The organism is uncultured Marinobacter sp. (genome assembly GCF_963974375.1).
Classification (GTDB): domain Bacteria; phylum Pseudomonadota; class Gammaproteobacteria; order Pseudomonadales; family Oleiphilaceae; genus Marinobacter.
Map to the genome: position 1 here is coordinate 1 of NZ_CAXBDN010000014.1, position 25,814 is coordinate 25,814.

General features: G+C 57.2%; 26 protein-coding genes. 11 read left to right on the plus strand and 15 right to left on the minus strand.

Annotation, left to right across the window (positions count from 1 at the left end; all coding sequences use genetic code 11):
- The 5 genes from AAC035_RS02120 to AAC035_RS02140 form a co-directional block, all read right to left on the minus strand.
- Positions 1-594, minus strand: a 594-nt coding sequence (locus tag AAC035_RS02120; protein WP_339799526.1) for a cellulose binding domain-containing protein, incomplete at its 3' end; no start/stop codon positions are given.
- Between the two features lie 132 nt (positions 595-726).
- The gene (locus AAC035_RS02125; protein ID WP_339799528.1) at positions 727-1,338 is read right to left on the minus strand and encodes a hypothetical protein; all 612 of its coding nucleotides are present in this window, start codon (positions 1,336-1,338) and stop codon (positions 727-729) included.
- Positions 1,339-1,553: 215 nt separating this feature from the next.
- The gene (locus AAC035_RS02130) at positions 1,554-2,060 is read right to left on the minus strand and encodes a DUF192 domain-containing protein (protein WP_339799530.1); all 507 of its coding nucleotides are present in this window, start codon (positions 2,058-2,060) and stop codon (positions 1,554-1,556) included.
- Positions 2,061-2,080: 20 nt separating this feature from the next.
- A complete protein-coding gene (locus tag AAC035_RS02135; RefSeq protein ID WP_339799532.1) occupies positions 2,081-2,842 on the minus strand; it encodes an ABC transporter permease in 762 nt (253 codons plus the stop codon).
- Positions 2,843-2,854: 12 nt separating this feature from the next.
- Positions 2,855-3,775, minus strand: coding sequence for an ABC transporter ATP-binding protein (locus AAC035_RS02140; protein WP_339799534.1), 921 nt, complete (start codon positions 3,773-3,775; stop codon positions 2,855-2,857).
- 29 nt (positions 3,776-3,804) lie between these two features.
- Between AAC035_RS02140 and AAC035_RS02145 the strand changes: the two genes are divergently transcribed.
- A complete protein-coding gene (locus tag AAC035_RS02145) occupies positions 3,805-3,948 on the plus strand; it encodes a hypothetical protein (RefSeq protein WP_339799536.1) in 144 nt (47 codons plus the stop codon).
- Positions 3,949-4,069: 121 nt separating this feature from the next.
- Positions 4,070-4,549: a hypothetical protein gene (locus tag AAC035_RS02150; protein ID WP_339799538.1), complete on the plus strand. Its 480-nt coding sequence runs from the start codon at positions 4,070-4,072 to the stop codon at positions 4,547-4,549.
- 18 nt (positions 4,550-4,567) lie between these two features.
- Here AAC035_RS02150 and AAC035_RS02155 read toward each other — a convergent pair whose 3' ends face one another.
- The 3 genes from AAC035_RS02155 to AAC035_RS02165 all read right to left on the minus strand — a co-directional run bounded on the left by AAC035_RS02155 (position 4,568) and on the right by AAC035_RS02165 (position 7,631).
- The gene (locus AAC035_RS02155; protein WP_339799580.1) at positions 4,568-6,034 is read right to left on the minus strand and encodes an ABC transporter permease; all 1,467 of its coding nucleotides are present in this window, start codon (positions 6,032-6,034) and stop codon (positions 4,568-4,570) included.
- An 80-nt stretch (positions 6,035-6,114) separates the two neighbouring features.
- Entirely contained in the window at positions 6,115-6,768 is a 654-nt protein-coding gene (locus AAC035_RS02160) for an ATP-binding cassette domain-containing protein (RefSeq protein ID WP_339799540.1), read from the minus strand.
- Entirely contained in the window at positions 6,768-7,631 is an 864-nt protein-coding gene (locus tag AAC035_RS02165; protein WP_339799541.1) for a putative selenate ABC transporter substrate-binding protein, read from the minus strand. The genes AAC035_RS02160 and AAC035_RS02165 overlap by 1 nt, the downstream gene beginning before the upstream one ends.
- A 141-nt stretch (positions 7,632-7,772) precedes the next feature.
- On the opposite strand from AAC035_RS02165, the gene senB reads away from it, so the two are divergent.
- Positions 7,773-8,744, plus strand: a complete 972-nt coding sequence (gene senB / locus AAC035_RS02170) for a selenoneine biosynthesis selenosugar synthase SenB (protein WP_339799543.1) — start codon at positions 7,773-7,775, stop codon at positions 8,742-8,744.
- Here the strand turns inward: senB and selD are convergent.
- The 6 genes from selD to recQ all read right to left on the minus strand — a co-directional run bounded on the left by selD (position 8,728) and on the right by recQ (position 17,347).
- On the minus strand, positions 8,728-10,998 hold the full coding sequence (gene selD, locus AAC035_RS02175) for a selenide, water dikinase SelD (RefSeq protein ID WP_339799544.1): 2,271 nt from the start codon (positions 10,996-10,998) through the stop codon (positions 8,728-8,730). The genes senB and selD overlap by 17 nt on opposite strands.
- A complete protein-coding gene (locus tag AAC035_RS02180; protein WP_339799546.1) occupies positions 10,995-11,708 on the minus strand; it encodes a DUF4332 domain-containing protein in 714 nt (237 codons plus the stop codon). The genes selD and AAC035_RS02180 overlap by 4 nt, the downstream gene beginning before the upstream one ends.
- Positions 11,709-11,953: 245 nt before the next feature.
- Positions 11,954-12,373 carry a hypothetical protein gene (locus AAC035_RS02185; protein ID WP_339799548.1) on the minus strand — a complete coding sequence of 140 codons (420 nt, stop codon included), beginning with the start codon at positions 12,371-12,373 and terminating at the stop codon, positions 11,954-11,956.
- A 228-nt stretch (positions 12,374-12,601) separates the two neighbouring features.
- Entirely contained in the window at positions 12,602-14,152 is a 1,551-nt protein-coding gene (locus tag AAC035_RS02190) for a bifunctional GNAT family N-acetyltransferase/carbon-nitrogen hydrolase family protein (protein WP_339799550.1), read from the minus strand.
- A 163-nt stretch (positions 14,153-14,315) separates the two neighbouring features.
- The gene (locus tag AAC035_RS02195) at positions 14,316-15,272 is read right to left on the minus strand and encodes a hypothetical protein (protein WP_339799552.1); all 957 of its coding nucleotides are present in this window, start codon (positions 15,270-15,272) and stop codon (positions 14,316-14,318) included.
- 233 nt (positions 15,273-15,505) lie between these two features.
- Positions 15,506-17,347 carry a DNA helicase RecQ gene (gene recQ / locus AAC035_RS02200; RefSeq protein WP_339799553.1) on the minus strand — a complete coding sequence of 614 codons (1,842 nt, stop codon included), beginning with the start codon at positions 17,345-17,347 and terminating at the stop codon, positions 15,506-15,508.
- 362 nt (positions 17,348-17,709) lie between these two features.
- On the opposite strand from recQ, the gene AAC035_RS02205 reads away from it, so the two are divergent.
- The 6 genes from AAC035_RS02205 to AAC035_RS02230 all read left to right on the plus strand — a co-directional run bounded on the left by AAC035_RS02205 (position 17,710) and on the right by AAC035_RS02230 (position 23,038).
- The gene (locus tag AAC035_RS02205) at positions 17,710-18,906 is read left to right on the plus strand and encodes a 1-acyl-sn-glycerol-3-phosphate acyltransferase (RefSeq protein WP_339799555.1); all 1,197 of its coding nucleotides are present in this window, start codon (positions 17,710-17,712) and stop codon (positions 18,904-18,906) included.
- 32 nt (positions 18,907-18,938) lie between these two features.
- Complete coding sequence (locus tag AAC035_RS02210) at positions 18,939-19,601, plus strand: alpha/beta fold hydrolase (RefSeq protein ID WP_339799557.1); 663 nt, start codon at positions 18,939-18,941, stop codon at positions 19,599-19,601.
- Complete coding sequence (locus AAC035_RS02215; RefSeq protein ID WP_339799559.1) at positions 19,598-20,179, plus strand: ACP phosphodiesterase; 582 nt, start codon at positions 19,598-19,600, stop codon at positions 20,177-20,179. The genes AAC035_RS02210 and AAC035_RS02215 overlap by 4 nt, the downstream gene beginning before the upstream one ends.
- A 215-nt stretch (positions 20,180-20,394) precedes the next feature.
- The gene (locus tag AAC035_RS02220) at positions 20,395-20,952 is read left to right on the plus strand and encodes a porin family protein (RefSeq protein ID WP_339799561.1); all 558 of its coding nucleotides are present in this window, start codon (positions 20,395-20,397) and stop codon (positions 20,950-20,952) included.
- A 218-nt stretch (positions 20,953-21,170) separates the two neighbouring features.
- Positions 21,171-22,319, plus strand: coding sequence for an acyltransferase (locus AAC035_RS02225; protein WP_339799563.1), 1,149 nt, complete (start codon positions 21,171-21,173; stop codon positions 22,317-22,319).
- 98 nt (positions 22,320-22,417) lie between these two features.
- Positions 22,418-23,038: an ATP-dependent zinc protease gene (locus AAC035_RS02230; RefSeq protein ID WP_339799564.1), complete on the plus strand. Its 621-nt coding sequence runs from the start codon at positions 22,418-22,420 to the stop codon at positions 23,036-23,038.
- Between the two features lie 9 nt (positions 23,039-23,047).
- On the opposite strand, the gene AAC035_RS02235 is transcribed toward AAC035_RS02230, so the two are convergent.
- A complete protein-coding gene (locus tag AAC035_RS02235; RefSeq protein ID WP_339799566.1) occupies positions 23,048-23,356 on the minus strand; it encodes an Mpo1-like protein in 309 nt (102 codons plus the stop codon).
- 234 nt (positions 23,357-23,590) lie between these two features.
- On the opposite strand from AAC035_RS02235, the gene AAC035_RS02240 reads away from it, so the two are divergent.
- Both AAC035_RS02240 and AAC035_RS02245 read left to right on the plus strand, forming a co-directional pair.
- Positions 23,591-24,484, plus strand: coding sequence for a chemotaxis protein (locus AAC035_RS02240; RefSeq protein ID WP_339799567.1), 894 nt, complete (start codon positions 23,591-23,593; stop codon positions 24,482-24,484).
- On the plus strand, positions 24,481-25,755 hold the full coding sequence (locus tag AAC035_RS02245) for an MFS transporter (RefSeq protein WP_339799568.1): 1,275 nt from the start codon (positions 24,481-24,483) through the stop codon (positions 25,753-25,755). The genes AAC035_RS02240 and AAC035_RS02245 overlap by 4 nt, the downstream gene beginning before the upstream one ends.
- Positions 25,756-25,814 lie beyond the last annotated feature (59 nt).

Below are 25,814 nucleotides of genomic sequence, written 5' to 3' on the forward strand. Positions count from 1 at the left end.
ACTGCTGGCCGGTGGGGTGACCGGGTCCTGGGGGTCTTCGGGCTCCGGCTGCTCCGGTTCGACAGGATCAGGCTCGTCAGGCTCAACGGGATCTGGCTGATCGGGCCCCACCGGATCGGGTTGTTCCGGCTCAACCGGGTCGGGCTGATCCGGCTCTGCGGGGTCCGGCTGTTCCGGTTCTGCAGGATCGGGTTGGTCAGGGGTACCATCGCCGGGATCGCCACAGCGTTCACCGTTAAAAAAGAATTCCGTGGGCACATCGCCGGACGGGCTGCTGACGTTAAAACCGAACTTCAGTTCGCTGCCGGGCCGGATACGGGCATTCCAGCCCAGGTTGGTGATGGTTACTTCGTTACCTTGCTGACTCGGCACAACATTGAAGATCGAGTTAATTTTCTCCTGTCCGGGAAAACGCCAGCTCAGTTCCCAACCAGTGGTTGCCGGTCCGTTGTAATCGACCTGAACCCGGTGGACGGCACCGGTCTGCCAGCTGTGCTGGATGATGTAATTTACATCGCATAGGGGGTTGGCCGCTGCCGTGCCGGATAGCGCACTGCCACATAACAGCAGGGCCAGGCTGGATTTAGTTTTCATAGCACACGTTTTTAATCCTGTACTTAAAGGTGAAACACGGCTACCGGACATGCCGGGTAGCAATGGTTTTGGCCCGTACCCCTTGCACCGGGCATGACAACAACTTCGATAGCTCTCTGTTACCGGCACTGTTCAGATGGCGGTCCGCCTGAACAGCAATCGACGGAGAGGGTCAATGAACAACTTGAACAGTGCACACATCACCAGGCAGGTGCTGCTGAGCATCAGGAAATAGAACGCCAGAATGTTTTCCATACCGGTGGTGAAGTTCAGCGAGCGGGCCACACCAAGCACCAGCGGAAAACCCCAGCTGATAATGGAAATGCTGGAAAGGGAGAACATCATGGCTTTTTCATCCACCGTCACCCGGTGGAACATCTGCCGGCCAAGGTTGCGGTCCAGAATCGGAAACACCCTGTGGTGGAGGAAATAACCGTTGACCGTGAGCACCGCCACGATGACGAGCTTGGCCCAGACCTTCTGGTTGCCCAGGAGTTCGGGCTGGTGTTGCCAGTACAGCCACAGGAAAGCGAGCCCGGTGAGCCACAGAATAATCAGACCGAAGGTGACCAGGTGGGCAATGAAGTGAAAGATGATGAGCTTTTCAGCGGTGATCCGGTCGAGATAGAAGTACCGGAACGCAATAATGTCCAGAGTCAGTGCACCCCCGACGCCGAACGCAAGGCCAACAAGATGGCCCGCGATCAACACTGTTTTCAGTGTGTCCGGGGAAAGTAGTTCCATTACCCTGTTCCTTGCCTGAGAAGTCCGTCTTCAGGCGGGTTGTTGATTTTTAATGCATTTTAATGACAGCAGACAGGTAAACAGCGCAAGCCGCCAGACCGGGTCTCATTAAAAACCACGAGAAGTATAGGGTGATGGATGGGTGTGAAGAAGGGGGGTAAGCAACAGCTGTGAGGTGTGTCAATGAGAAAGCCGGGAAGGGTTACCTGAGGGCTTTATTGGCAGGGGTTTTGGTCGCTCGTTACCAGCGCCAGCTTGTCGCCTACGGTGACAGAGTTGGCTGAAAAATAACCAGAATTTAATTCAAGTACCTGATAATGCGGAACCCCGGGAGTGTAGACCGGGCAGCGCTGGCCCCGGGTTTCCGGGCAGGGAACCATGGTGTCCAGGGCGACGATGGTCCCGCTTTCATCAAGCCAGGCGATGTCCAGAGGCATCAGGGTCTGGTACATCCAGAAGCCGGCATCGCCACTGCGGCGGTGCGGGTAGCGGAACAGCATGCCATGGTCAGCGGCCATAACGGTTCGCCCCATCAGTCCGATTCGCTTCTGGTCCGGTGTATCCGCCAGTTCCAGATTCAGCGTGAGGGTCTCGGCCTCGGTCAGCAGGCACGCCGGAACGGCAGGCAGGGCCTGACCATCCTGTGCCGTCGCCGAAAGGCTCAGGATCGCCAGCAGCGCTGCGATGGCGATCACTGGCTGATATCTGCGCGTGCGGTTCATTCTGCTTCCCTGCATGGTCTTCAGGGCTTGATCCGGAAGCCGGTACGGAAGATCCAGCTGATCAGCACCATACACATGACCAGGAAAAACAGAATCATCGCCACACTGATGCCGATATGAATGTCTGAAACACCGTAGAACGACCAGCGGAAGCCGGAAATCAGATAGACCACCGGATTGAACAGGGTGATGGTTTGCCAGGCCTCCGGCAGCATGTCGATGGAATAGAAGGTTCCGCCCAGGAACACCAGCGGTGTCACGATCATCAGCGGCACGATCTGGAGTTTCTCGAAGCCATCGGCCCACACTCCGATAATGAAGCCGAACAGGCTGAAGGTCACGGCGGTCAGAATCAGAAATGCCACCATCCAGACCGGATGCAGAATGCTGTAATCCACAAACAACCTGGCGGTCAACAGGATGATAAACCCAAGAATGACCGACTTGGTGGCAGCTGCACCGACATAGCCAATCACCACCTCCCAGTAGGATACGGGCGCCGACAGCACCTCATAGATGGTACCGGAGAAGCGGGGCATATAGATGCCGAAGCTGGCATTGGAAATGCTCTGCATCAGCAGTGTCAGCATGATCAGGCCCGGAATGATGAAGGCACCGTAGCTGATACCGTCAATATCCCCCATGCGGGACCCAATGGCGGTACCGAACACCACAAAGTACAGGGAGGTGGAGATGACCGGTGAGGCCACACTCTGCATCAGCGTGCGCCACATGCGGGCCATTTCAAACTTGTAGATGGCGCGAATGCCATAGAGGTTCATAACAACGATTCCTTACTCATGCACCAGACCAACAAAAATTTCCTCGAGGGAGCTTTCCCGGGTTTGCAGATCCCGGAATTCAATGCCCAGGTCGGCAAGCTGACGTAACAGCCGGGCGACACCGGCCTGCTCCTGCTGACTGTCGAAGGTGTACAACAGCTCATAGCCGCTTTCGTCCAGGCTCAGGGGCTGGTCTGACAAGGCTTCCGGCAGGGTTTCCAAGGGATGCTGCAGGTGCAGGCGCAGTTCCTTGCGGCCCAGCTTGGCCATCAGGCTCTGTTTGTTCTCCACCAGAATCAGTTCGCCGTTGCGGATCACGCCGATACGGTCGGCCATTTCCTCCGCTTCCTCGATGTAATGGGTGGTGAGGATGATGGTGACACCCTTGTCCCGCAGCTTGCGGACCATCTCCCACATATCCCGACGCAGCTCCACGTCCACGCCTGCGGTAGGCTCATCAAGGAACAGAATATCCGGTTCATGGGACAGGGCCTTGGCAATCATCACCCGGCGTTTCATGCCACCAGACAGGGACATCACCCGGTTGTTGCGCTTATCCCAGAGTGACAGGTCCCGCAGGATGGCCTCGATATGTTCAGGTTTGGGGGGCTTGCCAAACAGGCCCCGGCTGAAGCTGACGGTGTTCCAGACTTTTTCGAAGGAGTCGGTGTTCAGCTCCTGGGGTACCAGGCCGATGATGGCCCTGGCCTTGCGGTAATCACGGATAATGTCATGACCGGCAGCCAGCACCTGACCGGAGGTGGGATTCACCAGGCCACAGATGATGCTGATCAGAGTGGTTTTGCCGGCACCGTTAGGGCCCAGCAGTGCAAAAATCTCACCTTTCTGGATGTCCAGGCTGACGTTTTTCAGAGCCTGGAAACCATCGTCATATACCTTGCTCAGGTTTTTGATCGATATATCCGGTTGCACGGTGAGTGTCTCCGTTGGATGATGCGTGAATGTCCGGTTCTGAAACCGGGCTGGTGCCGGAACCCCGAACAGGCGCCAGTAACCGCAAGGACCAGCTGCAGATGGTCACAGCAAAAGCACCCTGGAAAAGCCGCACATTTTCGCACGTATTGGCCAGTCAGGGTAACCCGTAGGCACACCTATACGCCCGGCAAGTCAATTCAGCCTTTCCCCGGGTTCCGGTCGCTGCGGCTGGCGTGCCGGGAGAGAACCCGGATAATAGGCCCGGTATCCGGATAGCAGGAGAAGTAGCCAATGCGGCACGCGGCCGTTGTAATCGTGATTCTGGGTTTACTGGTGGCTCTGATGGTTTTCGGTCCCGGCTATCTTGAACAGGACACGCTCAACCAGACATCAGGCTCGCCGGACTGGATTGAGCTGCCTGAATGCCGGCCACTGGTGGAATCCTGCCGCTGGGGCTCCGGCGAAGATCAGGGCGAGATCACCCTGGAGCGAATCGGTGACAGCCCGTCCGGACCCGAGCTCCGGCTGACCCTCAATTACCCCGGAGCCGTTACTTCGCCGCTGTTGATACTCAAGGGCGAAAGCATGTATATGGGTGAGTACCCGTTGCGACTGCAAAGGCTGGCGGGTGGTCAGCGGTTCCGGGTTACCTTCACGCCGCCGTTCTGTAGCACCGATCCCCACATGACCTGGCGTGCCGAACTCAGTGACGACGGCGACCGGCTGGCAATACCATTCCGGATACTGTTCCAGGGCCACGGACAGTCCTGAGGCAAATCCGCAATCCGGTCAGCAGGTCGGCATGGTCTGCAGCGCCAGTCGTTTGCGGATACGGCGGGACAGGGCATCAATGCCGATATTGAGCATGGCCGTAATCACAATCAGGATGATTGCCCGGTCAAACTGGATGTTCTGAATGGCACTGTCCACATAGAAGCCCAGGGTATAGATACCGAGAATGCCCAGTATCGCCGTCTCCCGCATGATGATTTCCCACCGGTAGAACAGAAACGCCAGAAACGACGGGTAGACCCGGGGCAGCAGTTCATAACCGTAGCGGAGCGCGCCCCCGGGGGCATCGGGTCTGAGGGTGATGCCGTTGGTCTGCCGACCGATCAGATGACCAATAATGCCGCCGTTGTGCAGCGCCAGGGCAACCACTGCGGGCAGCATGGACGGCCCCCACAACTGGAGCAGAATGTAGGCCAGAATGTACTCCGGCGTTGAGCGGGCAATCACCAGGAAAACGTGACCACCGGTACGCCGCACCGGACCGCCAAAATGCTTCGATATCAATGGAAAGGCCAGCAAGGCGATGATCCCGGTGGCGACCAGGGCCATTTGGGTCAGTACCAGGGTATTCCAGATGCCGGGTAAGGCCTGATTGACAAACAGATCGGAGAACCAGGGCAGCAGCCCCTCCAGTCCGTCACCGTAGCGGATCGGAGAGGGCACAATATCTTCGGTAAAGAACCGGTGAACATTGCCCCAGACAATGGGCAGCCCGTCACCAAGGAAGAAGGGCGAGGCGATAATGTAGACCGGCAGCAGTTTCGGACGCACCCACAACGGGATGGTTGCGATCAGCACGTAGAACAGAATCAACACGGCCCCGGCTTCCGAGTACAGCCCCTGGGAAAACGACGATTCCAGGTAGAAGCCAAGGGTCGGCAGGCCCACAAACCCCAGGATGGCGCTCGAACGCAGGCCACACTCAAGCCGGTAGGAGGTGTAGGTGCGAATCTGGTCCCAGCAATCCGGAATTCGGGCGTACAGGAATGCAGACAGCACCCCGGTTCCCAATGGCAGCAGGTTTCTTGGCTCCGGGTCGGCCTCGTCCAGTATCTCCGAATAGACTTTGGCAAAAATGCCCGAGTAGGGGATAGCGATGGCCAGTACACCAGTCAGCGGGTGAAAGCCGAAAAACTGGAGAAAGATCAGTGCCCAGAACAGCTCATGAATGGCCCGTATAAAAGCCGCGAAGGTCCGCACCGCCCGGAAGCGGTACACCAGCGCCAGCAGAAAGCCCGCCATACTGCCGATGGCCACGCCGACAAAGGCAAAGGCAACGGTGCGCAACAAGGCGGTGGCAAGCCCTTCACTGGACAGAAAATCCGGAGTCATCACACCCCAGAAAAACCGCATCAGGTCCTGCCAGGGATTTGCCGTGGTGATGGCAATGTCGGAGAAGCCCAGACACAGCAAAGCGATGCCCAGGAAAAGCACGCTGGTACGCGCGGTTTTCGAGCTGGTGATGGGCATGCCAGGAATCTGGAACTTCATGGAACTGCTCTGACTGGAGTGGGTTTTTTGGGCAATAAGGGGGCAGCCATGGTTCAGTCGTAAAGTGGCCGGATGTCGGCAGGGGTCAGCTCTGCACTGGGCGCGTCCAGCGCTATGTTTCCGTTCTGGATACCGATGATGCGGGTGGTGTGGCTCAGGGCCAGATCCACATCGTGCAGGGCCACCACAAAGGTGCGGAACTGCGCCTGCAACAACGCCATCACCCGGTAGGCCAGCGGGCCGTCCAGTGCGGACACCGGCTCATCCGCCAACAGCAACTCTGAATTGCGGTAGAGCGCTCGGGCAATGGCCGTGCGTTGGCGCTGGCCCCCGGAAAGGCTGCCGGCGGCACTCCACAGTTTGTCGTCCATATCAAGACTGGCAAGAATGCGTTTTACCGCCTCGCGATCTGCGCTGAAAGGCCGCAACAGCGTCACCAGGTTGTAGAGGCTGCCATGCCGGTCGAGCTGTCCCATAAAGATGTTATGGAACACCGACAGCGAATTGACCAGCCCCAGTTCCTGGGGCACGAGCGACCCGGTATCCCCGATCCGGTCGTGTATCAGCCGGATCAGTGTGGATTTACCGGCACCGCTCTTGCCCACCAGGGCAATCTGCTCGCCCGGCTGAACGGTCAGGTCCAGCGGGCCCAATACCCGCTGGCCCCCGAAAAAGCCGGACAGTCCTTCCAGCCTGAGGGCATCCATCAATCAATGATGCCCAAGGCTTCGGCGGTTTCCCGGATCACTTCGTAATCGTCGTTGCTGGCGGGAATAAAACCACCCCGCGGGAAGCTGGCCAGCAGATCCGGGTCATCCATATTAAGCAGAGCTTCCCGGACCTTCTCCTTGAAGCCCTCACCGAAGGTGGCATCCACGTCACCGCGAATGGTCCACTGGTAATCCGGGTATCCGGGAGTTTTCCAGATAAGCTGCACCTTGCTCTGATCAATGGAGCCATCGGCAACGCCGGCATCCCAGACCTTGTAATTGACGGCGCCCAGCTCATAGGTACCGGCTTCTACCAGACGTACGGTTCGGGTATGGTTGCCGCTGAATCCGACCCGGGAGAAGACCGATTCCGGCGCTTCACCGTATGCTTCCCGCAGAAAGTACTCGGGCATCAGGCGGCCGGATGTGGATCCCTTGGAACCAAAGGTAAAGGTCTTGCCACGAAGTTCGTCATTCAGCTGGTCCATGGGCTCAAGACCGGTACTGGAATGGGCAATGATGTAGCTTTTGAAATCAGGATCCTCGGTTCCCTGTGCCAGAGCTTCGGAGCCCGGCACCAGAAGCCGTGCCTGAACACCGGACAGGCCACCAAACCAGGCCAGCTGAACCTGATTGTTACGAAACGCGGAAACTGCTGCGGCGTAGGATTTCACCGGGATGTAGCGAACTTCGACACCCAGTTGTTCTTCAAGGTAGTCGGCCACCACACCAAAACGCTCGATGAGTTTGGTTTCATCCTCATCGGGAATGGCGGTAAAAACAAACGTGTTGGCGCTGGCGATGCCGGAGAAGGCAAAGCTCGCGGTTATCGCTACAGCACCGATCAGTTTTTTGAGCATGATTCTTTCCTTGAAACGGGATTAGTGAAGTGATGGGACTATCATACGTTGATATGTCGCAGCTGGCTTACCGCAATACGAGGGTTTCCGCTACGATGCCCGCCAATTTACCGAAGCATTCCAGAGGATGCCAGTAACCCCATGAAGATCCTGCTGTTGACACCCGCCCCCATGGGCTCGCTGGCTGGCAATCGTGCGACTGCCGAGCGTTGGGCAAAACTGCTTGAGATCTCCGGCCACAGGGTTTCGTTGTGCTCTGAATACACTGCGGAAGCGGCGGCCGATGCGGATCTGCTGATCGCCTTGCACGCCTGGCGTAGCCATGAGGCCGTTGGCGCCTGGCGACGGGACTTTGCCCTGAAGCCGCTGGTTGTAGCGCTGACTGGTACTGACATCTATCAGTTTCAGCATACTCACCCCCAGCAGACACTGGCGACCATGGACGCTGCGGATCAGCTGATCAGTCTGCATGGACTGGTGGCTGAGGATATTCCCGACCGTTTCCGGGACCGACTGACGCCGGTGCTTCAGTCTGCTGAACCGCTGCTGCGGCAGCCGCGGCAGGACGGTTTCTTCCAGGTGTGTGTGATCGGTCATCTGCGGGAAGAAAAGGATTCCCTGCGGGCGGGGCTTGCCGCCAGGCTGCTGCCCGATGAATCCCATATACGTATCCTGCAGGCAGGCAAGGCTCACAACGAAGACTGGGCGGTGGCCGCTCGTCAGGAAATGGCGAAAAACCCCCGCTATCAGTGGCTGGGCCAGCTGGATCGCAAAAGGACTGCCGAGCTGCTGGCGTCGAGTGATGTGATGGTGATCAGTTCGGTAATGGAAGGCGGTGCCAATGTTGTATCGGAAGCCTGCCGCGCCGGTCTGCCGATTATTGCCTCGGCCATACCAGGTAATATCGGACTGCTGGGACCGGAGTACCCCGGCTATTATCCGGTGCAGGACGAGCAGGCACTGGCGGCTCTTCTACTGAAGTCTGAAAACGATCCGCAGTGGCTACAGAGCCTGACGGACACGGTTGTCCGCCAGGCCGACCAGTTTACGCCAGAAGCCGAGCGAGCGGCCCTGGACCTGGCCGTCGCCCGGGCACTCAGTCACGCAGGGTGATGGGTTCGATATCTTCGCCCTGGGCGGTGATCTCACCAATGATGGCCGTCAACGGGTAGCCCAGTGCCTTGAGTTCGGCAACGCAGGCATCTGCCTGGTCAGCGGGAACGCTGGCCAGCAGACCGCCGGCGGTCTGGGGATCAAAGATCAGCGGGTAGCGTGAATGCTTTACCCAGGCGGCCTGATCGCGGATACCCCGGCGCAAACGTATATTAGCGGGTTGCAGCGAGCTGAGAATACCGGCGGCTGCGGTTTCCTCCGCCCCGGGCAGGACCGGAATGGCCGACAGATCCAGAATGGCATCGACCCCGGACGGCCGGGTCATTTCCACCAGGTGGCCCAGCAGCCCGAAACCGGTAACGTCGGTGCATGCCCGAGAGCCATGACGCAGCAGACAGCGGGCCGCCTCACGGTTGGACTGCATCATTGAGGTGAGGGCGGTATCAATCCAGCGCCCTTTGGCTGCCAGTCTGGCGTGAGCGGCAAACAGCGTGCCGGTACCAATGGCCTTGGTCAGAATCAGCTTGTCGCCGGCCTTCAGACCACTTTTGCTCATGATCTGATCCGGGCTGATCAGGCCGTTGACGGCAAATCCCAGCGCCAGCTCCCGGCCCTCTCCGGTATGGCCGCCCACCAGGGCGCAGCCGGATTCGTTGAGCACTTCAACGGCGCCGGTCATCATCTGGAACACGATGTCTTCCACTTTCGATTCGATACCGTAGGGAACGGTCGCGACCGCCGTGGCGCTCTGGGCTTCGGCGCCCATGGCGAACACGTCGCCGAGGCTGTGGTTGGCAGCGACCCGGCCAAACACATAGGGATCATCAATAAAGGCCCGGAAGAAATCCACGGTGTGAACCACGGCTTTGCCCGGGGGCACCGTCAGTACGGCGGCATCGTCGGGGGCGTGCAGGCCCACCAGGATATCGTCCCGCTCGATGGGTCTGAGTTCAGCCAGGGCGCGGGACAGCACGGTACTACCTACCTTCGCACCGCAGCCGCCGCAGCGCATGGCCACCGCGGAAATCGCCTGGGAGGCTTCTTCCGGGTTCTGGGCGGCCGAGGTATCCGGCAGCGCCCCTTGTTCATCCATGGCTGGCAGGTCAGTGAATTTTTTCATGAACCGGCGGTCGATCCAGTTCTTCCACTGCCAGACCAGCTTGCCCTGGGTAAAGCGCTCGCCCCGGGAGGCAATGGCGTACTTGTCGCCGGTGCTGATCAGCGCCAGCCAGGTTTTCTGGGGAACAAAAGGTTTCGGCGCCTTGCCAAGGGCGCGGCGGCGCAGGTTTTCGGCCAGCGGCGGACCTTGTCTTACCGCAAACACACCCGCCTTTTCGCGAGGATGATCAATAACGTTGGCAATATCACCGGCGGCAAAAATGTCGTCGTCGGTTTCGGTTTGCAGAGTGTCGCGGCAGCGGATAAAGCCACCGTCGTCCAGTGCCAGACCGGTCTCTTTCAGCCAGGCCGGTCCACCGGCCCTGGTGACCCAGAGAATTTCATCCAGATGAACGGTTTGCCCCGCTTCGGTCTTCAGCAGACCAGCTTCTACCTGAGTCACCGGTGATCCCAGGTGAAGGTGTACGCCCCGTTCACTGAGGGTACGACCAAAGGACTCGCGCACCCGGTTATTGTGGGTCGGCAACAGTTCACTGGCGCCATCAAACAGATGAAACGACAGCTGATCCACCGCCTTGCCCCGGGCCTTGTACTCCTGACGCAACCGTTGCTGGATGGCGAGGGTGAGCTCAACACCGCCGGCACCGGCACCGACCACACCAATGGCCAGAGGTCCGTCGTGGGTTTCAGCCCGTTCCAGCAAGGCCAGCCAACGCTGGTTGAAACCGGTGATGGGTTTGACCGGGACAGCGTGGTCAGCGGCACCCGCAACGTCGTTTACCCGAGGAGAGGAACCAATGTTGACGGACAACAAATCCCAGGGGACGTCAGGGCGGTTCTTGCAGATAACCCGCTTGTTCCTGCGGTCAATGCCAATGGCTTCATCCCGGTAAAAGCGGGCGCCGGCGAATTCGGCGAGCTTGCTCAGATCAATATGAACATCGTCGTATTCATAATGCCCGGCAACATAGCCGGGCAGCATACCGGAGTAGGGCGTATGGGTATCGCGGCAGATCAGGGTCAGACGAACCCCCGGTACCGGCTTCATCGCAAAACGCTTGAGTACACCTACGTGGCTGTGGCCACCCCCAATCAGAACGATATCGCGCAGTACCGGTTGTTCGTTTGTTCTCATTCGATCAGTTTCTTCGCTTCAGCAGACCAGTTTTCCGAACCGCGCATGGAGGAAAACTGCTTGAGCTTTTCCTGTTCTGCCTCGGTTGGATTAGCGACCTGATTAATGGAGGTAATACCTACGGCTTTCATCTTGGTGGCAGTGACAGGGCCGACACCCTTGATACGGGTGAGATCAGACATGTCCTGGTTTTTGACGACAGCTTTCGCAGACGCTCTGGTTTTGCGGGCAGTGGTTTTGGTATCCGCCGCTGCTTTTCCGGCAGTTGCCTTGGTGGATGCAGCCGCCTTTTTGGTTGCAGTCTTGGCTTTGCTGGTCGCAGCTTTGGCCTTGGTGGTGGACTTGGCTGCGGTCTTTTCTGCCTTTTTGGCGGTCTTGGTCAGCGATTCGTCAACAGCCTTCTGGCCGCGTTTGGCTTCGCGTTGGGCAATGCCGAGACGATCCAGCAAACTGTGCTGCATTTTCTGGAATTCAGCCATGCGGCGTTCGAATTCATCGTGGAAACGTTTTACTTCCCGCTCGCGCAGCTCTTCCATATCCTTGATCAGCTTACGGACGGGCTCCTGTACCTGATGCTGGAGGCTGTCGAACTGTTTGAAGGCGTCATCGATCAGGCCTTCAACCTGGGCTGAGGTCTTCTCGAATTCCTTGTTGACCTTTTTTACGATCTTATCAACGTTGGATTTATCTTTCTTTCCGGTTTTCGCCATGATGCTGCTCTCCGTTTCCGCGATGAAACCAGCCACCGATCTTTCAGGGTTAGAGCTTACGATCAGATGACCCGTTTGGTTTTTAACAATTCAATTATTTATCAAAACACTGTTGCAACAAACGACTGTGATATCAACAGACTATTCTATCAATAGACTGTAGTACCAAAAGGCTTATGCACCAAGAGACTGAACTGGCAAACGAACTGCGATGGAAAGCCAGCAATGCCAGAGCGAAGCGGGGGTCAGGCGGATGCCCGCATGCCGGGCTGTGAAGGACCTTCGCGACGGGACAGAAGTGACTTCTTGCGATCTAGCACTTCCCTGATACGCTCGAGCTGTTCCGATTTTTCAGCCTTTGGTTGGAAATTATTTCCTATAAAATCAACTGCATAAAAGAAGTTGCTACAGTACTTTCTTCTTTCTGTGATCAGTCCGGACAGGCCTTTCGCTTCAATGTTTTCAAAAGGCATGGCCATTTCCAGCTCAAACGACAGGGTATCGCCTGGTTCAAAGACTTTATCGGTTTTCAGTACACAGCTGAACTGACTCAGGTCAAATACCCGGGCTTCTACCAATTCCTTGCGGAATAGCCCTTTACGAAGAGCAAATCGGGCTAAAAGATCGGGAAGCGCAGTCTGGAATGCGGTTTCTGGATTTTGCATATCACGTTCCCTGGACGGCTGTACCGCCGACAGCGTTGTCATTCCGGTCACAATCATTTATTCGTGGGTAAATTATCTGACAGTGGCTAAACCTTAGCCACTGCTTGACCGTTTGGCAATTATTTCAGCCTGCTATAGCAGGCTTTTAATGTGAGCTGTCGCACTGTGCCAGGCTTTTTTTGCCAATAAGACCGGCCAGTACGACACTAACGCGATTAATAGTGGCTGTTATTGATCGTCATCAACGTCCTGCTTGCCATCCCAGGTGGTCAGGGAATACAGGTCGGTACGACGATCCTTCAGGTTGGTCACCGAGCCCTCGTTGCGGACCAGTGTCAGCTTTTCCAGGTCGAGGTCCGAGAACATGATCATTTCGGTATTCGGCGTGGTTTCCGCCATTACAGCATCATGGGGGAAGGCAAAGTCCGAGGGTGAAAACACCGATGACTGGGCATACTGGACGTCCAGGTTCTCGACTTTGGGCAGGTTGCCGACACTGCCGGTAATGATGACGTAGCACTCATTCTCGATAGCCCGGGCCTGGGCACAGTGGCGCACGCGCAGATAGCTGTTCTTGGTATCGGTCCAGAAAGGCACGCAGATGATGTCCACCTGCTGGTCTGCAGCAATGCGTCCGAGCTCGGGAAATTCGATGTCGTAACAGACCATGATGGCAACCCGGCCGGCATCGGTTTCAAACACCTTGAACTTGTCGCCACCCTCAATAACCCAGTCACGGCGTTCATGGGGTGTGATGTGAATCTTGCGCTGTTCGTCCACGCGGCCATCCCGGTGACACAGATAGCTGACGTTATACACCCGGTCGTTTTCCAGCAAGGGCATGGAGCCGGTGACGATGTTGATATTGTAGCTGACCGCCATTTCCGACATTTCGTTGCGGAACTGCTCCGTGAACCCGGCCAGAAAACGGATGGCACGGTTCTGGTCCACCTGATCGGTGAGCCCCATCAACGGCGCGTTGAAAAACTCCGGGAAGATCGCGAAATCACTCTTGTAGTCAGACAGCGCATCGACGAAATACTCAACCTGCTTCAACACCTCTTCCACTGACGTGAACTCCCGCATCTGCCATTGCACGGCACCGATACGGACCTGGGTCTTGCGGCTGGCCAGTACGGTTGAGGGCGGGGTGTACAGAATGTTGTTCCATTCCAGCAGGGTGGCATAGCCCAGTGACTTTTCATCTTCCGGCAGATACTTGTGCATCAGCCGGGTGACCTGGAAGTCGTTGGACAGCTGGAAGCTCAGAATGGGGTCGTAGATTTCCTTACGGTCGACCCGCTGAATGTATTCCGCTGGCGTGTACTGCTCTGCGTACTTGTGATAGCTGGGAATGCGACCACCGGCAAGGATAGCCCGCAGGTTCATGGACCGGCACAGGTCCTTGCGGGCCTCATACAGCCGGCGCCCCAGACGATAGCCCCGATAATCCGGATGAATGAACACATCCAGTCCGTACAGCGAGTCGCCATTGGGGTTGTGCCAGATCTTCTCATTGCGAAGAATCAGGTCGTCGTAGGTGTGGGGGTTGCTGAAGCGCTCGTACTTGACGCTTACGGTCAGGGCCACAGCCACCAGTTCACCACTGTCTTCGATACAGATCTGGCCGTCCGGAAACTGTTCGATCAGCGACTTGATGGTCTCATAGGGCCAGGCTCCGCCGATGTCATCATAGACCCTGTCCATAAGTACTTTGAGCTGATCATAATCGTCGTTGGTCAGGTTACGGAGACTCAGGTGAAGCTCTTCATGGGCCATTCAGTAACGCTCCTGGTGTAGTGGATGTGCAGGTATGTACGACGGCTTTTGGCCGGTCAGTCTAACAGAAAGCACGGGGCGGGGCTCAATGTAACCGGCGGCGGTGGTCTGCAGGGTATTTCCGGGGTGGCCCGCAAGCTACGGTGTAATCAGCGGGGAGTGGTCAGGGTGTATCTTTCATAGGTGAGCGCAGGCGTTGGGTCAGGCGTTCGAGGGTGCGTTTACCCTGGGCTGCCGTTTCCTCCGACAGGAACGGATTGGTCAGTTCGATCAATGTGCGCTCCCTGAGGTTCAGTGACTTCAGGGCGTAGCCAAAAAACTGTTCGATAAACTGCCCGAAGCTGCCGTCCTCTATGGCTCGTTCCATACCCAGCTGAATGCGCTGAGCAGTAGCGTGATCCTCGGGACCCACAAAGAAATAGGACGGCATGGGGTAGGCCAGCAACAACTCGGGCTCGATAATGAGCTGATCATGGCGGGTGATTTCCAGGTCAAAAATCACCTCACTGACGCCACGGGCAAAACAGTCAAAACGTTCGTTCAGCAGCATGTCGAACAATTGTTCGAAACGGGCATGGGTGATGACGTGCGCGCCGTTGGCCCTGAGTATCTCGGTGTCGGGCCAATGGCTGCCCTGGCCAATCCGCAAACCCCGGTCGGTCATCTGATCGATACTGGTAACGCCACGAAACCGGTGGGCATGGTCGGCATTGATCACGCACACCCGATAACCCAGTAACCCGCCGTCGATGGGGATGGGAATCGAATAGAGATTCCGTTCCCGATCCGGTGAGGTGGCAACGTTGGCTATATGAATCAGCTCACTACGGCCCCGCAGTTCAAGCAATGCCCGGCCCTGACCCATCTCTACGGAGCGTTCGATGATGAACGGACCGTATTCCGGCGTTTTGGAGAGTGCAAGGGTGAGCAGGGACAGAATCGGAGGACTGTCGTAGTTGCGATACCACAACCGGTAAAGCTCCGGTTCCGGTTGGGCTTGTGGTCTATTCTCCGACTCTGCGGAATCCGCCGGTTGGGCAGGAGCAGCGGCGGCCAGGGCCGAGGCAATGGACAGCGACATCAGCACAACGACAAGCAGCAGCCGGGGGCAATGGTTCATGAGATGCCGCGCAGCCAGGCTGTGAAACTGGTATTACCAAAACTCCTGATCATGAACAGATTCCTTTTTGCGTTCATTAAAGCACTCGCACGATAAACGTACGTTCAGTTTTAGCCGAAAACCCAATGGCTGACCAGATTTGTTGAAATTATTCGACAGCCCCATGGCGGGGCTGCTGTCGCAGATTAACCAGACGGGACCCAGGCGAATGCGGTGGAGAAGGGGGCTGTGGCTCAGTCCAGCGTGGCGAGCACGTCCAGAAACACCTGACCATAGCGCTCAAGTTTGGCGGCACCCACGCCGTTGACGCTGGCCATTTCACTGAGGGTGGCAGGGCGTTTTTCGAGGATTTCCTGCAGCGTGGCGTCGTGGAAAATCATGAAGGGGGCAACACCCTGTTCCTCCGCCAGAGCCTTGCGGCGCGCCCGCAGTGCTTCCCAGCCAACCGGATCGGAAACCGGGGGCAGGTCTGCCCGTGCCGTGCGGGTACGTGTGCTGCTGGTCTTCTTGTCCGGATCCAGGCGCAGTTGCAGGGTGGCTTCACCACGGAGCAGGGCGCGGCAGGACTCGGTGAGCTGCAGGGCGCCGTAGCCGTCAGGATCGGCCCGCAAATAGCCATTGGCGACCAGTTGCCGGAACACCGATTTCCACTGGGTTGCACTGAGCTCCTTGCCAATTCCGAAGGTGGTGACCAGATGGTGCCCCGACTGCAGAATACGTTCGTTTTCTGAGCCCCGTAACACATCAATCACGTAACCGACCCCGAAGCGCTGACCGGTGCGGTAAACACAGGACAGGGCCTTGCGCACAGCCTCAGTGCCGTCCCAGGTCTTGGGAGGATTCAGGCAGGTGTCGCAGTTGCCACAGGGTTGTTCCAGTTCATCCCCGAAATACCGTAGCAGAGCCTGACGGCGGCAGGTGGTGATTTCACACAGGCCCAGCATGGCATCCATTTTCTGCCGTTCGATGCGTTTGAACTGATCGTTACCCTGGGAGCCTTCCAGCATTTGCCGCAGCTTGATCACATCCTGCAGGCCATACACCATCCAGGCCGTGGAGGGTTTGCCATCGCGGCCGGCGCGGCCGGTTTCCTGGTAGTAGGCCTCGAGACTTTTGGGCAGATCCAGATGAGCGACGAAGCGGACATCGGGCTTGTCGATGCCCATGCCAAAGGCGATGGTGGCCACCACAATGACACCGTCTTCCCGCAGAAAACGTTCCTGGTTACGGGCCCGGTCCTCCGCTGGCAGGCCTGCGTGGTAGGGCAGTGCGTCGTAACCTTTGCCTTGCAGAAGTGCCGCGGTGGCTTCTACCTTGTTGCGGGACAGGCAGTAAACAATGCCGGAATCACCCTGATGCTCCTGGCGAATAAACTCCAGCAGCTGGGTATTGGCATTGGTTTTCGCGGCAATACGATACTGGATGTTGGGCCGGTCAAACCCGCTGACAAAGTGGCGGGCATCGGTCAGTGACAGGCGCTCGGCAATTTCCTTGCGGGTTCTTTCATCGGCGGTGGCGGTGAGCGCCACCCGCGGCACCTCCGGAAACTGTTCCGCCAGAATGCTCAGGCCCAGGTAGTCAGACCGGAAATCATGACCCCACTGGGACACACAGTGGGCTTCGTCAATGGCGAACAGGGAGATGGGAGAGTCGTGTAACAGGCTCAGGGTCCGGGCTTGAAGCAGGCGCTCCGGCGCACAGTAGAGCAGGTCGATTTCGCCCCGCATCAGATCGTTTTCGGTATCCCGGGCCTGCTCCGGCGATAACTGGGAGTTCAGGTAGGCGGCCCGCACGCCAAGTTGCCGCAGTGCTGCCACCTGATCATGCATCAGTGCGATCAGCGGTGAAATAACCACACCGGTGCCGGGCCGGACCAGGGCAGGAATCTGATAACATAGTGATTTGCCGCCACCGGTGGGCATCAGCACCAGCGCGTTGTGGCCTCCTACCAGGGTATCCACGACCTCGCCCTGGAGCGGACGGAACTGGTCGTAACCGAACACACGGTGCAACACTTCCGACGGTGACTGCAGTGGTGCGTCGGGTTTTTCTCGGCTCAGGGTCATGAAATCCATGGGCGGGCAGGCTATCCGTTTTGTTTCGGTGTTTGATTTTGACGCTCGGGATCGGCGAAGAGCATACCAGAAAGCAGATGAGTGAGCAGGGCGCTGGCAACCTCTGTGTGAAAGCAAGCGGACAGGTCTTGCCAAAATACGCTGTGAATACGTCCATGTACGCTCGGGCTCCGCCATCCATGGCTACGCACGATTTTGGCAAGACCTGTCCGCTCGCTTTTTGGATCCATTAACCAGGCTCCGCCACAAGGGGAGAGGCATCTTTTGTCTTCAGACGTTACAATAGCGCCGTTTTGACGGGACGGCTGTGCACTTCCCGAGCCACCTGATTTATGTAAAACATCATAAAAAACAGGAATTTCATGCAGGAATTTGACGCAATTCGGCCCTACAGCGATGACGAAGTGCCCGGCGCCGTGTCACGGCTGCAGAACGATCCGGACTTCCAGTTGATGGTTGGCCGCTTCCGTTCTCCGTTTCTGGCAAAATGGTTACCGGGCCTGGTTCGTCGCCGGGTCAAGGGCTGGCTTGCCAGGCATTTTGATGATGCCCGTACCGTTCGGGATATCCAGCACCGTGTCGCCGAGCAGGTCACCACGCTGGTCAGCAACACCACCACCCAGCTGACCTCTTCAGGCCTGGATAAACTGGACCGCAACACGTCCTACCTGTTTATCTCCAACCACCGGGATATCGTCTTCGATCCCATGGTGGTGAATCACCTGCTTTATCTCAATGACTTTGACACCACCCGGATTGCCATCGGCGACAACCTTCTGCAAAACCCGGTGTTTGCCGAAATGATGCGACTCAACAAGAGCTTCGTCGTGCGCAGAAACATTCAGAGCCCGCGGGAAATGCGGAACGTGTTCATGACCCTGTCAGGCTTCATCAACCACAGCCTGGACGATGGTCACAGCATCTGGATTGCGCAGCGTGAAGGTCGCGCCAAGAACGGCATAGATCTGACCGACCCGGCCATCATCAAAATGTTCTACATGAGCCGCAAAAAGCAGGGCCTCGGCTTTGCGGAAGCCATGAACAAGATGAATATCGTACCGGTGTCCATAGCCTATGAGTACGACCCCTGCGATACCGACAAGGCCCGGGAACTGGAAATCCGCGCCCGTACCGGAACCTACCAGAAAGCAGAGAACGAAGACTCCGAGCAGATCGTAAAGGGCCTGACCGGCTTCAAGGGTCACGTCCATGTGCATTTCGGTACGCCCATAGCGAACTCGCCAGACAACGCCAAAGACCTGGCCAACCTGATAGACGACGAGATGCACGTTAACTATCACCTGCACGCCTCCAACCTGGTGGCCTACAACCTGCGGGAGGTTCATCCGGGGTCTCACCAGACGCCGGCCAGCATTGGTGAAGAGGTGGTGACGGCTGAAAGCTGGACGCCTGCCGAACTGCAGGCCGCCGAAGATGAAATGGAGCGGCGCCTGGATGCCTGCGACGAGGCAATCCGGCCGTATCTGGTGGCCATGTACGCCAATCCGGTCATCAGCTCACTGACCGCCCGTGACAAAGGTGCGGTGGTAGACCAGTAAACCCGGTAACATCAACCGACCACGGAGGCACAATGACCACACTTCAGTACGTACAGGTAGATACCGGGGCGGAGCCGACGGCTTCTGTTATCTGGTTGCATGGACTTGGCGCCAACGGCCACGATTTCGAGCCCATTGTTCCGGAACTGGGGCTGCCAGCCAATGCCGCTGTCCGCTTCATTTTTCCCCACGCGCCGGAGATGCCGGTTACCATCAACGGCGGTATGGTGATGCCCGCCTGGTACGACATCAAGGCCATGGACGTCAAACGAACCGTAGACACCGAGCAACTGCTGGCATCCTCTGATGCCGTAGCCGAGCTGGTCCGTCAGGAACGGGACCGTGGTGTGCCCCCGGAGCGTATCATCATTGCCGGCTTCTCCCAGGGCGGTGCCGTTGCCTACCAGCTGGGCCTGACCTATCCGGAACGGCTTGCGGGAATCCTGGCCATGTCCACCTATTTTGCCACCGCCGATACCATTGAACCCTCTGAAGCTAACCGGCAGATTCCCATCAGCGTGTTCCACGGCACCTTTGATCCCATGGTCAGTGAGACTCTGGGCCAGGATTCCGTCGCCCGTTTGCAGGCCATGGGTTATGCCCCCGAGTATCACGCCTACCCCATGGACCACGCGGTTTGCCTGGAGGAAATCCAGGAAGTTGGCGCCTGTATCCGGAACTGGCTGTCGCTGTGAACCATTTTGCCCACCTGTATCTGGCCCGGCCAACGGTGGAATCCCGGGTTGGCAATCTGCTGGGTGATTTTGCCCGGGGCGTTGACCCGCAACAGCTAAGCGGGGAAGTGCGGGCCGGATTGCACAATCACCGGGCAGTGGATGCATTCACTGACCGGCATCCGGAGGTGCTGGCCTGCAAGACCCTGTTCTCCAGCCAGCGCCGGCGGTTCGCCGGGGTGGCTCTGGATATGCTGTTTGATCACTATTTGCTGAGGCACTGGGAGCAGTTCGGTGACGGTGACCAAGGTAAATATATCAATTGGTTATATTCGGATCTTGAGAAAGGGCGTAAACTCATGCCTGAGCCAATGGCAAAGGTGACAGAGCGTATGATCAGTTACGACTGGTTCCACGCCTACGCCGATTTTGACACCATTGGACACGCCATGGACCGGGTTGCGGGACAGATTCGTTTCCGGAACCAGTTTCAGGGCATTATCGAGGAAATTCGGATTCACGATCAGGAACTGGAAGCCCGTTTTCTGAGCTTTTTCCCTGAGCTTATCGATGCCTTCCGGGTGCAGGATTCAGTTTGATCCCTCAAGCCTGAACACTTCACTGACACCACCCGATATCGGACGGCCAGAACAGCGGCCACCAGATCTGATGACTTCGTAAAGAACCCGTAAAAACCGTGTAAAGGATCAGGGGACCTATAGCAATGTTCCCGGCCTTCGGGCGATCCTGAACAAGGGAAGTCCAGCGACTCATAATTTCTTGAGGCGGACTGAGTAACAACGAGGAAGATAAAATGATGAAATTATTGTCAACACGTACCCTGGCTACCATTTTACTGGCTGGATCAACCGGACTGGCCGTCAGCCTGCCAGCTCAGGCCGACATGTACCGCTCCGGCACGGGCGGGCTTTACGCCGGAGCCAATTACACCTTCGTCTCCATTGACGATGGCAGTGTTGATGCCGATGTGGGCATGCTGTCCGGTAAGGTCGGCGCCATGGTTTCGCCATATTTTGGTCTTGAAGCACGCGCAGGTTTTGGTGCCAACGATGACTCCATTGGCGTCACAGACGTTGAGCTTGACAGTCTTTTTGGTGGCTACGCCACACTGAACCTGGCCAACGAGTCGCCGGCCACACCATATCTGGTACTTGGCTTCACCCGTTATGAGTTTGGATTTTCCGGCCCGGGCTATTCCGGAACGGATGATGAGTCTGACTTTTCCTACGGTATCGGTGTGGATGTCGCCATCCACTCCGCACTTTCCGCCAACGTTGAGTACATGCGCTACGGCAAGACGGACGGAATCACCGTCGACGGTATCGGGCTTGGTCTGACCGCCCGTTTCTGAGTAATCTGAATCCAGACCGGGCGCCCGCCAGAACGCGTGCGCCCGGTCTGGGCCTCCGAAACAAAAAGAAAAACAAGACGAAGATCCCGGGCTTTGGTAGCCTTGGAGCGTTCGCTGCAAATGCTGCCGGTATGATGGCCTGAAGGTGCCGGGAAGCGTAAGGATGTGCAGAGACGCGACAGAATCGCCTGCGTGGCGTCTGAACCAGGGAGAGGCTCGTGTTTACCCGTCTTGAATCCATTCGCGGTCTTGCCGCATGTCTGGTAGTTATCTACCACTCTCCATTTCGGTTCGAAAACCAATCCTTTGCCTTTATCAGCAACAGCTATCTGTTCGTTGACCTGTTCTTCGTGCTGTCCGGCTTCGTGATGGCCTACGCTTACAGCGAAAAAATCCTGGCAGGTATGGGGTTCTCCCGCTATCTCGCGCTCCGTTTAGGTCGTCTGTATCCGCTTCATCTGTTTACGCTGATGCTCTGGGTACCCTACGTTCTGCTGAAACAGTACCTTTATCTTTCGGGATTCGGTGGTACCGACCAGTTGGTCGATAACAATGTAAGCACCTTTTTCAGCAACCTGATGCTGATCCATGCCATGGGTATTCACGATTCCCTGAGCTGGAACCAGCCCAGTTGGAGCATCAGCACCGAATTTTTTGCTTACCTTGTATTTTTTGTGTTGACTGTCAGCCTCGACCGGCAACGCACCCTGATTTTCCCGCTGTTGGTCAGCGCTGGTTGCTATCTGGCCTTGCAGGTTCTGGGGCAGGAGCGGCTCTTGACCACCTACGACTATGGCTTTATCCGATGCCTGGGCGCTTTCTACCTCGGCATACTGGTGTACCGGATCCGGAGCAAGGCAGTGCACGAGAACTGGCTAGCCACCATTCGCAAAAACAGACAGGCGCTTACAGGGGCAGAACTGGCGGCCACCTTGCTGGTCATTGCTTCCGTGAGCCTTGCTGGCCAGGGCTATGTATTCGCGCTGCTGGCTGTGGCCAGCTTCTGTGTTGCAATCCTGGTGTTCTCCGCGCCTGACGGCGGTGCCTTGTCCCGGGTATTGAACATAGGCCTCATCCGCCAGATCGGGGTGTGGTCATTTTCCATCTACATGATTCACAGGCTGCTGCAGTTTGGCGTATCCAACGTGTCCGAGTTCATTCTGGGTATTGATCCGGAACAACCCATGGGCTGGGTCTCCGTCGTCATCAACCTCATCATGCTTGCTGCCATTATCTGGTTGTCAAAATGGTCCTATGAGTATGTTGAGAAACCTTGCCGCGACTGGGTAAAGCGGCGGCTGTCGAAGCCGGAGTTACCGCCCGAGGTTCCGGATCAGGTCGGTTCCTCATCATTGACAAAAGATTAATCTATTGAAACAAATGGGATTTATCGGATAAGTGCAACGTAGTATACAAACTCGGCAGATGACGTTCCCCTGAGTTTTTAATCACCAAGGAGTTCTGCATGAACCGATCCTCCCCGAAAACCTCCACCAAAGCATGGTTGCTGGCCACTACTCTGGCCTGTGCGCCCCTGTTCGCAATAAATGCCCAGGCAGACAGCAGCAACAGCGATGAGCCGGAGGTGCTGGGGTTTGTGGAATGGCTGGTGCTGAAAGATCCCGAACTGCGCATGAAGGCCCGCCTGGACACAGGCGCACTGACGTCGTCCCTGCACGCGGTGAATATCGAGCCATTTGAAAAAGACGGCCAGGAATGGATACGGTTTGAGATACCGCTTGATGATCACCATGATCTGGATGACACGGAGAAAGCCGGTGATGGGGATGAGGTCAATGTAGCGCTGACCTTTGAGCGTCCCGTCAAACGCATCGTGGGAATCAAACGTAAAAACGCGGAAACCCAGGATCGCTATGTGGTGGATATGGAATTCTGCATTGCCGGAAGTATGCACGAGGCGGAGTTCTCGCTGACCGATCGCCACAACTTCCGATACCCGGCCTTGCTGGGGCGCCGTTACATGCGGGACGACAACGTCGCTGTGGATTCGTCACAGGGCTTCCTGGCCCAGCAGGAGTGTGACTACGCAGAGCTGAACGAGGTGGTTGCTGATCACATCGAGTAGCCGCCGGCATCAAAAGATCGATACCCGCCCAGTCAGAATATCCCGGAACATCACCCAGTCACCCATCAGGCTGTACAACGGATGCTTGAAGGTGGCTGGCCGGTTTTTCTCGAACATGAAGTGTCCCACCCACGCAAAACCATAGCCCACCAGTGGCACCAGCAACAGCCAGATCCAGGCCTGGGTCACCAGCACCGCGGCCAGAATGACCAGCACGATCAGGCTGCCGACAAAATGCAGCCGGCGACAGTTCAAATTCCGGTGCTCATCGAGGTAGTACGGGTAAAATTCTGAAAAACTCTTATATTCCTGTGACATGACGACCTCTTTTTTCTTATATTGGTGTCCTGAGATAACATTCTGAACCAGAGTATCGAACGCCTCAAGGCCGGCGGCAGAATCCCCGGCGGTGATTAAAATTCAAGATACCCGCAGGCTGACCGATACCATGGGGTAGAAGCGCTGATCGTAGAGTTGGAAGTCGAGAGTAGAGAGTAGAGAGTAGAGATTAGAGAGTAGAGTGCACTCACCGAACACGGGAATGGTCCATTAATGTCCACACAGAAACGTACGCACTCGTTGCAGAAGCTGCTGCTGTTCAGGCTGAGCGCGACCCAGCGATTTGCCGTTGGCACCCTGAAAGTGCGGGAAATCTCGCCAGTGGTGCCCCTGCGGGTGCTGCCCCACAGCCATCCGGCGGTGAGGGGAACCATGACCTTCCGCGGAGCCACCATTCCGGTAGTGGATATTGCCTTCGCCCTGGGCTATGGCCGGTCGGCCAGCGATGACCCGAAAAACGGATCCATCATCATTACCGATATCCAGCGTCAGGAAGTGGGCTTTCTGGTGCACCAGGTGGAGCGGATCGTTGATGTGGACTGGAAAAACGTGTCGCCACCCCCGAAAGGGGTCGGGCCCGCTGCCTTCATCACCGGTACCATCGAAATTGATAATGGCATCGTTCAGTTGATGGATGTGGAACTGGTACTGGCAAGAGTGCTGCCGGACCCGGCTGCCAGCAGGGTCACCACCCTGACGGATCGGGAGACCGAAGCCCTGCGGGCTCTGAACATTCTGCTGGTGGACGACTCCCAGGTGGCCCGACGCCAACTGGCAGACGTGCTTGATCGTCATAACATTCCGTTTGAAATGGCCACCGACGGCCACCAGGCACAGAATATCGTTCTTAACGCCCGGGAAGAGGGCAGGCCGGTGGATCTGCTGGTAAGCGATATCGAAATGCCGGGCATGGACGGGTACGAGCTGACGTTCAATATCCGCAACGATCGTACGCTGAAGCAGCCTTTTATTATTCTGCACACCTCCCTGAACAGTGAAATGAGCGTGAGCTACGCCCGCCAGGTGGGCGCTGACGAAGCATTGACCAAGTTTGATGCCCATGAGCTGCTGCATACCATGCTCACCGGGGCGGGTCATATACGGTGAGAGGGACCGGTAGCCAACCGACCCAACCCTACAGCAATCTGATCCATCCGGTGCTGATTGCCGGGTGCATTGTCATTCTGGTCAGCTTTGCCGTGCGGGCGTCCTTCGGCCTGTTTCAGTTGCCCATAGCGGCGGAGTTCAACTGGCCCAGAGAATCGTTCTCCCTGGCCATTGCCATCCAGAATCTGTTCTGGGGTATCGGCCAGCCCATCTTCAGCGCCTTCGCCGAGAAATACGGCGACCGCAAGGCCATTATCGGCGGTGCGGCCTTCTATATCGTTGGCCTGGTACTTTCTTCCTTTGCGATCACCCCTGGCCAGCACCAGCTGCTGGAGATGTTGGTAGGCTTCGGCATTGCCGGCACCGGCTTCGGGGTGATTCTGGCGGTGGTGGGGCGCTCCACCTCTGACAAGCACCGTTCAATGGCGCTGGGTATTGTGACTGCCGCCGGCTCGGCGGGACAAATTGTCGGGCCACCGGTGGCTCAGGCCTTGCTGACCTCTATGCCCTGGCAGTCCGTGTTTCTGGTGTTCTCCGGTTTCATCCTTGTGTCCTTGCTGGTGCTGCCGTTCATGCGGGCACCAACACCTGCGAGCACCTCGATCGTTGATGAAAAAATGGGCACCGTGCTGAAACGGGCGCTCAAGGACCCAACCTTTTTGTTCATCTTTATCGGCTTCTTCTCCTGCGGTTACCAGCTGGCCTTTATTACCGCCCACTTCCCGGCCTTCATTGTGGAAATGTGCGGTGCCATCATACCCGGCACCCTGATTCACACCCTGGGCCTGACCTCGGCAACCGCACTGGGCGCGCTGTCTATCGCACTCATCGGCCTGTTCAATATTGGCGGAACTCTGCTGGCCGGCTGGCTGGGCGACCGGTATTCCCGCAAATACCTGCTGGCCTCAATTTACCTGCTGCGAACCCTGGTGGCGGCAGCGTTCATCATGACGCCGATCACCCCGGAAACCGTGGTGCTGTTCTCTGTTGCCATGGGTTCCCTGTGGCTGGCAACGGTACCGCTCACCTCTGGCCTGGTGGCCCAGATCTACGGCCTGCGGTACATGGGCACCCTGTACGGTGTCGTGTTTTTCTCCCACCAGCTGGGAGGTTTTCTGGGGGTATGGCTGGGTGGCGCGCTGTACGACCTTTACAACAACTACACCCTGGTATGGTGGATTGGCGTGGGCTTCGGTGCGCTTTCGGCGCTGATACATCTGCCGATCCGGGAAGAGCCCTGGGCGGAGAGGGGGAGGGCCGTTACCGCATAGGCTGCGAGCAAGGGCGTCCGAAAGTCTTCCTGGAATCGATCAGTCCCTGGTGCGAGTTA

What these genes read in the sequence shown, in the direction of transcription:
- AAC035_RS02125 (WP_339799528.1), bottom strand. Translation starts at nt 1,338, where the DNA reads ATGGAACTACTTTCCCCGGACACACTGAAAACAGTGTTGATCGCGGGC.
- AAC035_RS02130 (WP_339799530.1), bottom strand. Translation starts at nt 2,060, where the DNA reads ATGAACCGCACGCGCAGATATCAGCCAGTGATCGCCATCGCAGCGCTG.
- AAC035_RS02135 (WP_339799532.1), bottom strand. Translation starts at nt 2,842, where the DNA reads ATGAACCTCTATGGCATTCGCGCCATCTACAAGTTTGAAATGGCCCGC.
- AAC035_RS02145 (WP_339799536.1), top strand. Translation starts at nt 3,805, where the DNA reads ATGTCCGGTTCTGAAACCGGGCTGGTGCCGGAACCCCGAACAGGCGCC.
- AAC035_RS02150 (WP_339799538.1), top strand. Translation starts at nt 4,070, where the DNA reads ATGCGGCACGCGGCCGTTGTAATCGTGATTCTGGGTTTACTGGTGGCT.
- AAC035_RS02160 (WP_339799540.1), bottom strand. Translation starts at nt 6,768, where the DNA reads ATGGATGCCCTCAGGCTGGAAGGACTGTCCGGCTTTTTCGGGGGCCAG.
- AAC035_RS02165 (WP_339799541.1), bottom strand. Translation starts at nt 7,631, where the DNA reads ATGCTCAAAAAACTGATCGGTGCTGTAGCGATAACCGCGAGCTTTGCC.
- senB (WP_339799543.1), top strand. Translation starts at nt 7,773, where the DNA reads ATGAAGATCCTGCTGTTGACACCCGCCCCCATGGGCTCGCTGGCTGGC.
- selD (WP_339799544.1), bottom strand. Translation starts at nt 10,998, where the DNA reads ATGAGAACAAACGAACAACCGGTACTGCGCGATATCGTTCTGATTGGG.
- AAC035_RS02180 (WP_339799546.1), bottom strand. Translation starts at nt 11,708, where the DNA reads ATGGCGAAAACCGGAAAGAAAGATAAATCCAACGTTGATAAGATCGTA.
- AAC035_RS02185 (WP_339799548.1), bottom strand. Translation starts at nt 12,373, where the DNA reads ATGCAAAATCCAGAAACCGCATTCCAGACTGCGCTTCCCGATCTTTTA.
- AAC035_RS02190 (WP_339799550.1), bottom strand. Translation starts at nt 14,152, where the DNA reads ATGGCCCATGAAGAGCTTCACCTGAGTCTCCGTAACCTGACCAACGAC.
- AAC035_RS02195 (WP_339799552.1), bottom strand. Translation starts at nt 15,272, where the DNA reads ATGAACCATTGCCCCCGGCTGCTGCTTGTCGTTGTGCTGATGTCGCTG.
- recQ (WP_339799553.1), bottom strand. Translation starts at nt 17,347, where the DNA reads ATGGATTTCATGACCCTGAGCCGAGAAAAACCCGACGCACCACTGCAG.
- AAC035_RS02205 (WP_339799555.1), top strand. Translation starts at nt 17,710, where the DNA reads ATGCAGGAATTTGACGCAATTCGGCCCTACAGCGATGACGAAGTGCCC.
- AAC035_RS02210 (WP_339799557.1), top strand. Translation starts at nt 18,939, where the DNA reads ATGACCACACTTCAGTACGTACAGGTAGATACCGGGGCGGAGCCGACG.
- AAC035_RS02220 (WP_339799561.1), top strand. Translation starts at nt 20,395, where the DNA reads ATGATGAAATTATTGTCAACACGTACCCTGGCTACCATTTTACTGGCT.
- AAC035_RS02230 (WP_339799564.1), top strand. Translation starts at nt 22,418, where the DNA reads ATGAACCGATCCTCCCCGAAAACCTCCACCAAAGCATGGTTGCTGGCC.
- AAC035_RS02235 (WP_339799566.1), bottom strand. Translation starts at nt 23,356, where the DNA reads ATGTCACAGGAATATAAGAGTTTTTCAGAATTTTACCCGTACTACCTC.
- AAC035_RS02240 (WP_339799567.1), top strand. Translation starts at nt 23,591, where the DNA reads ATGTCCACACAGAAACGTACGCACTCGTTGCAGAAGCTGCTGCTGTTC.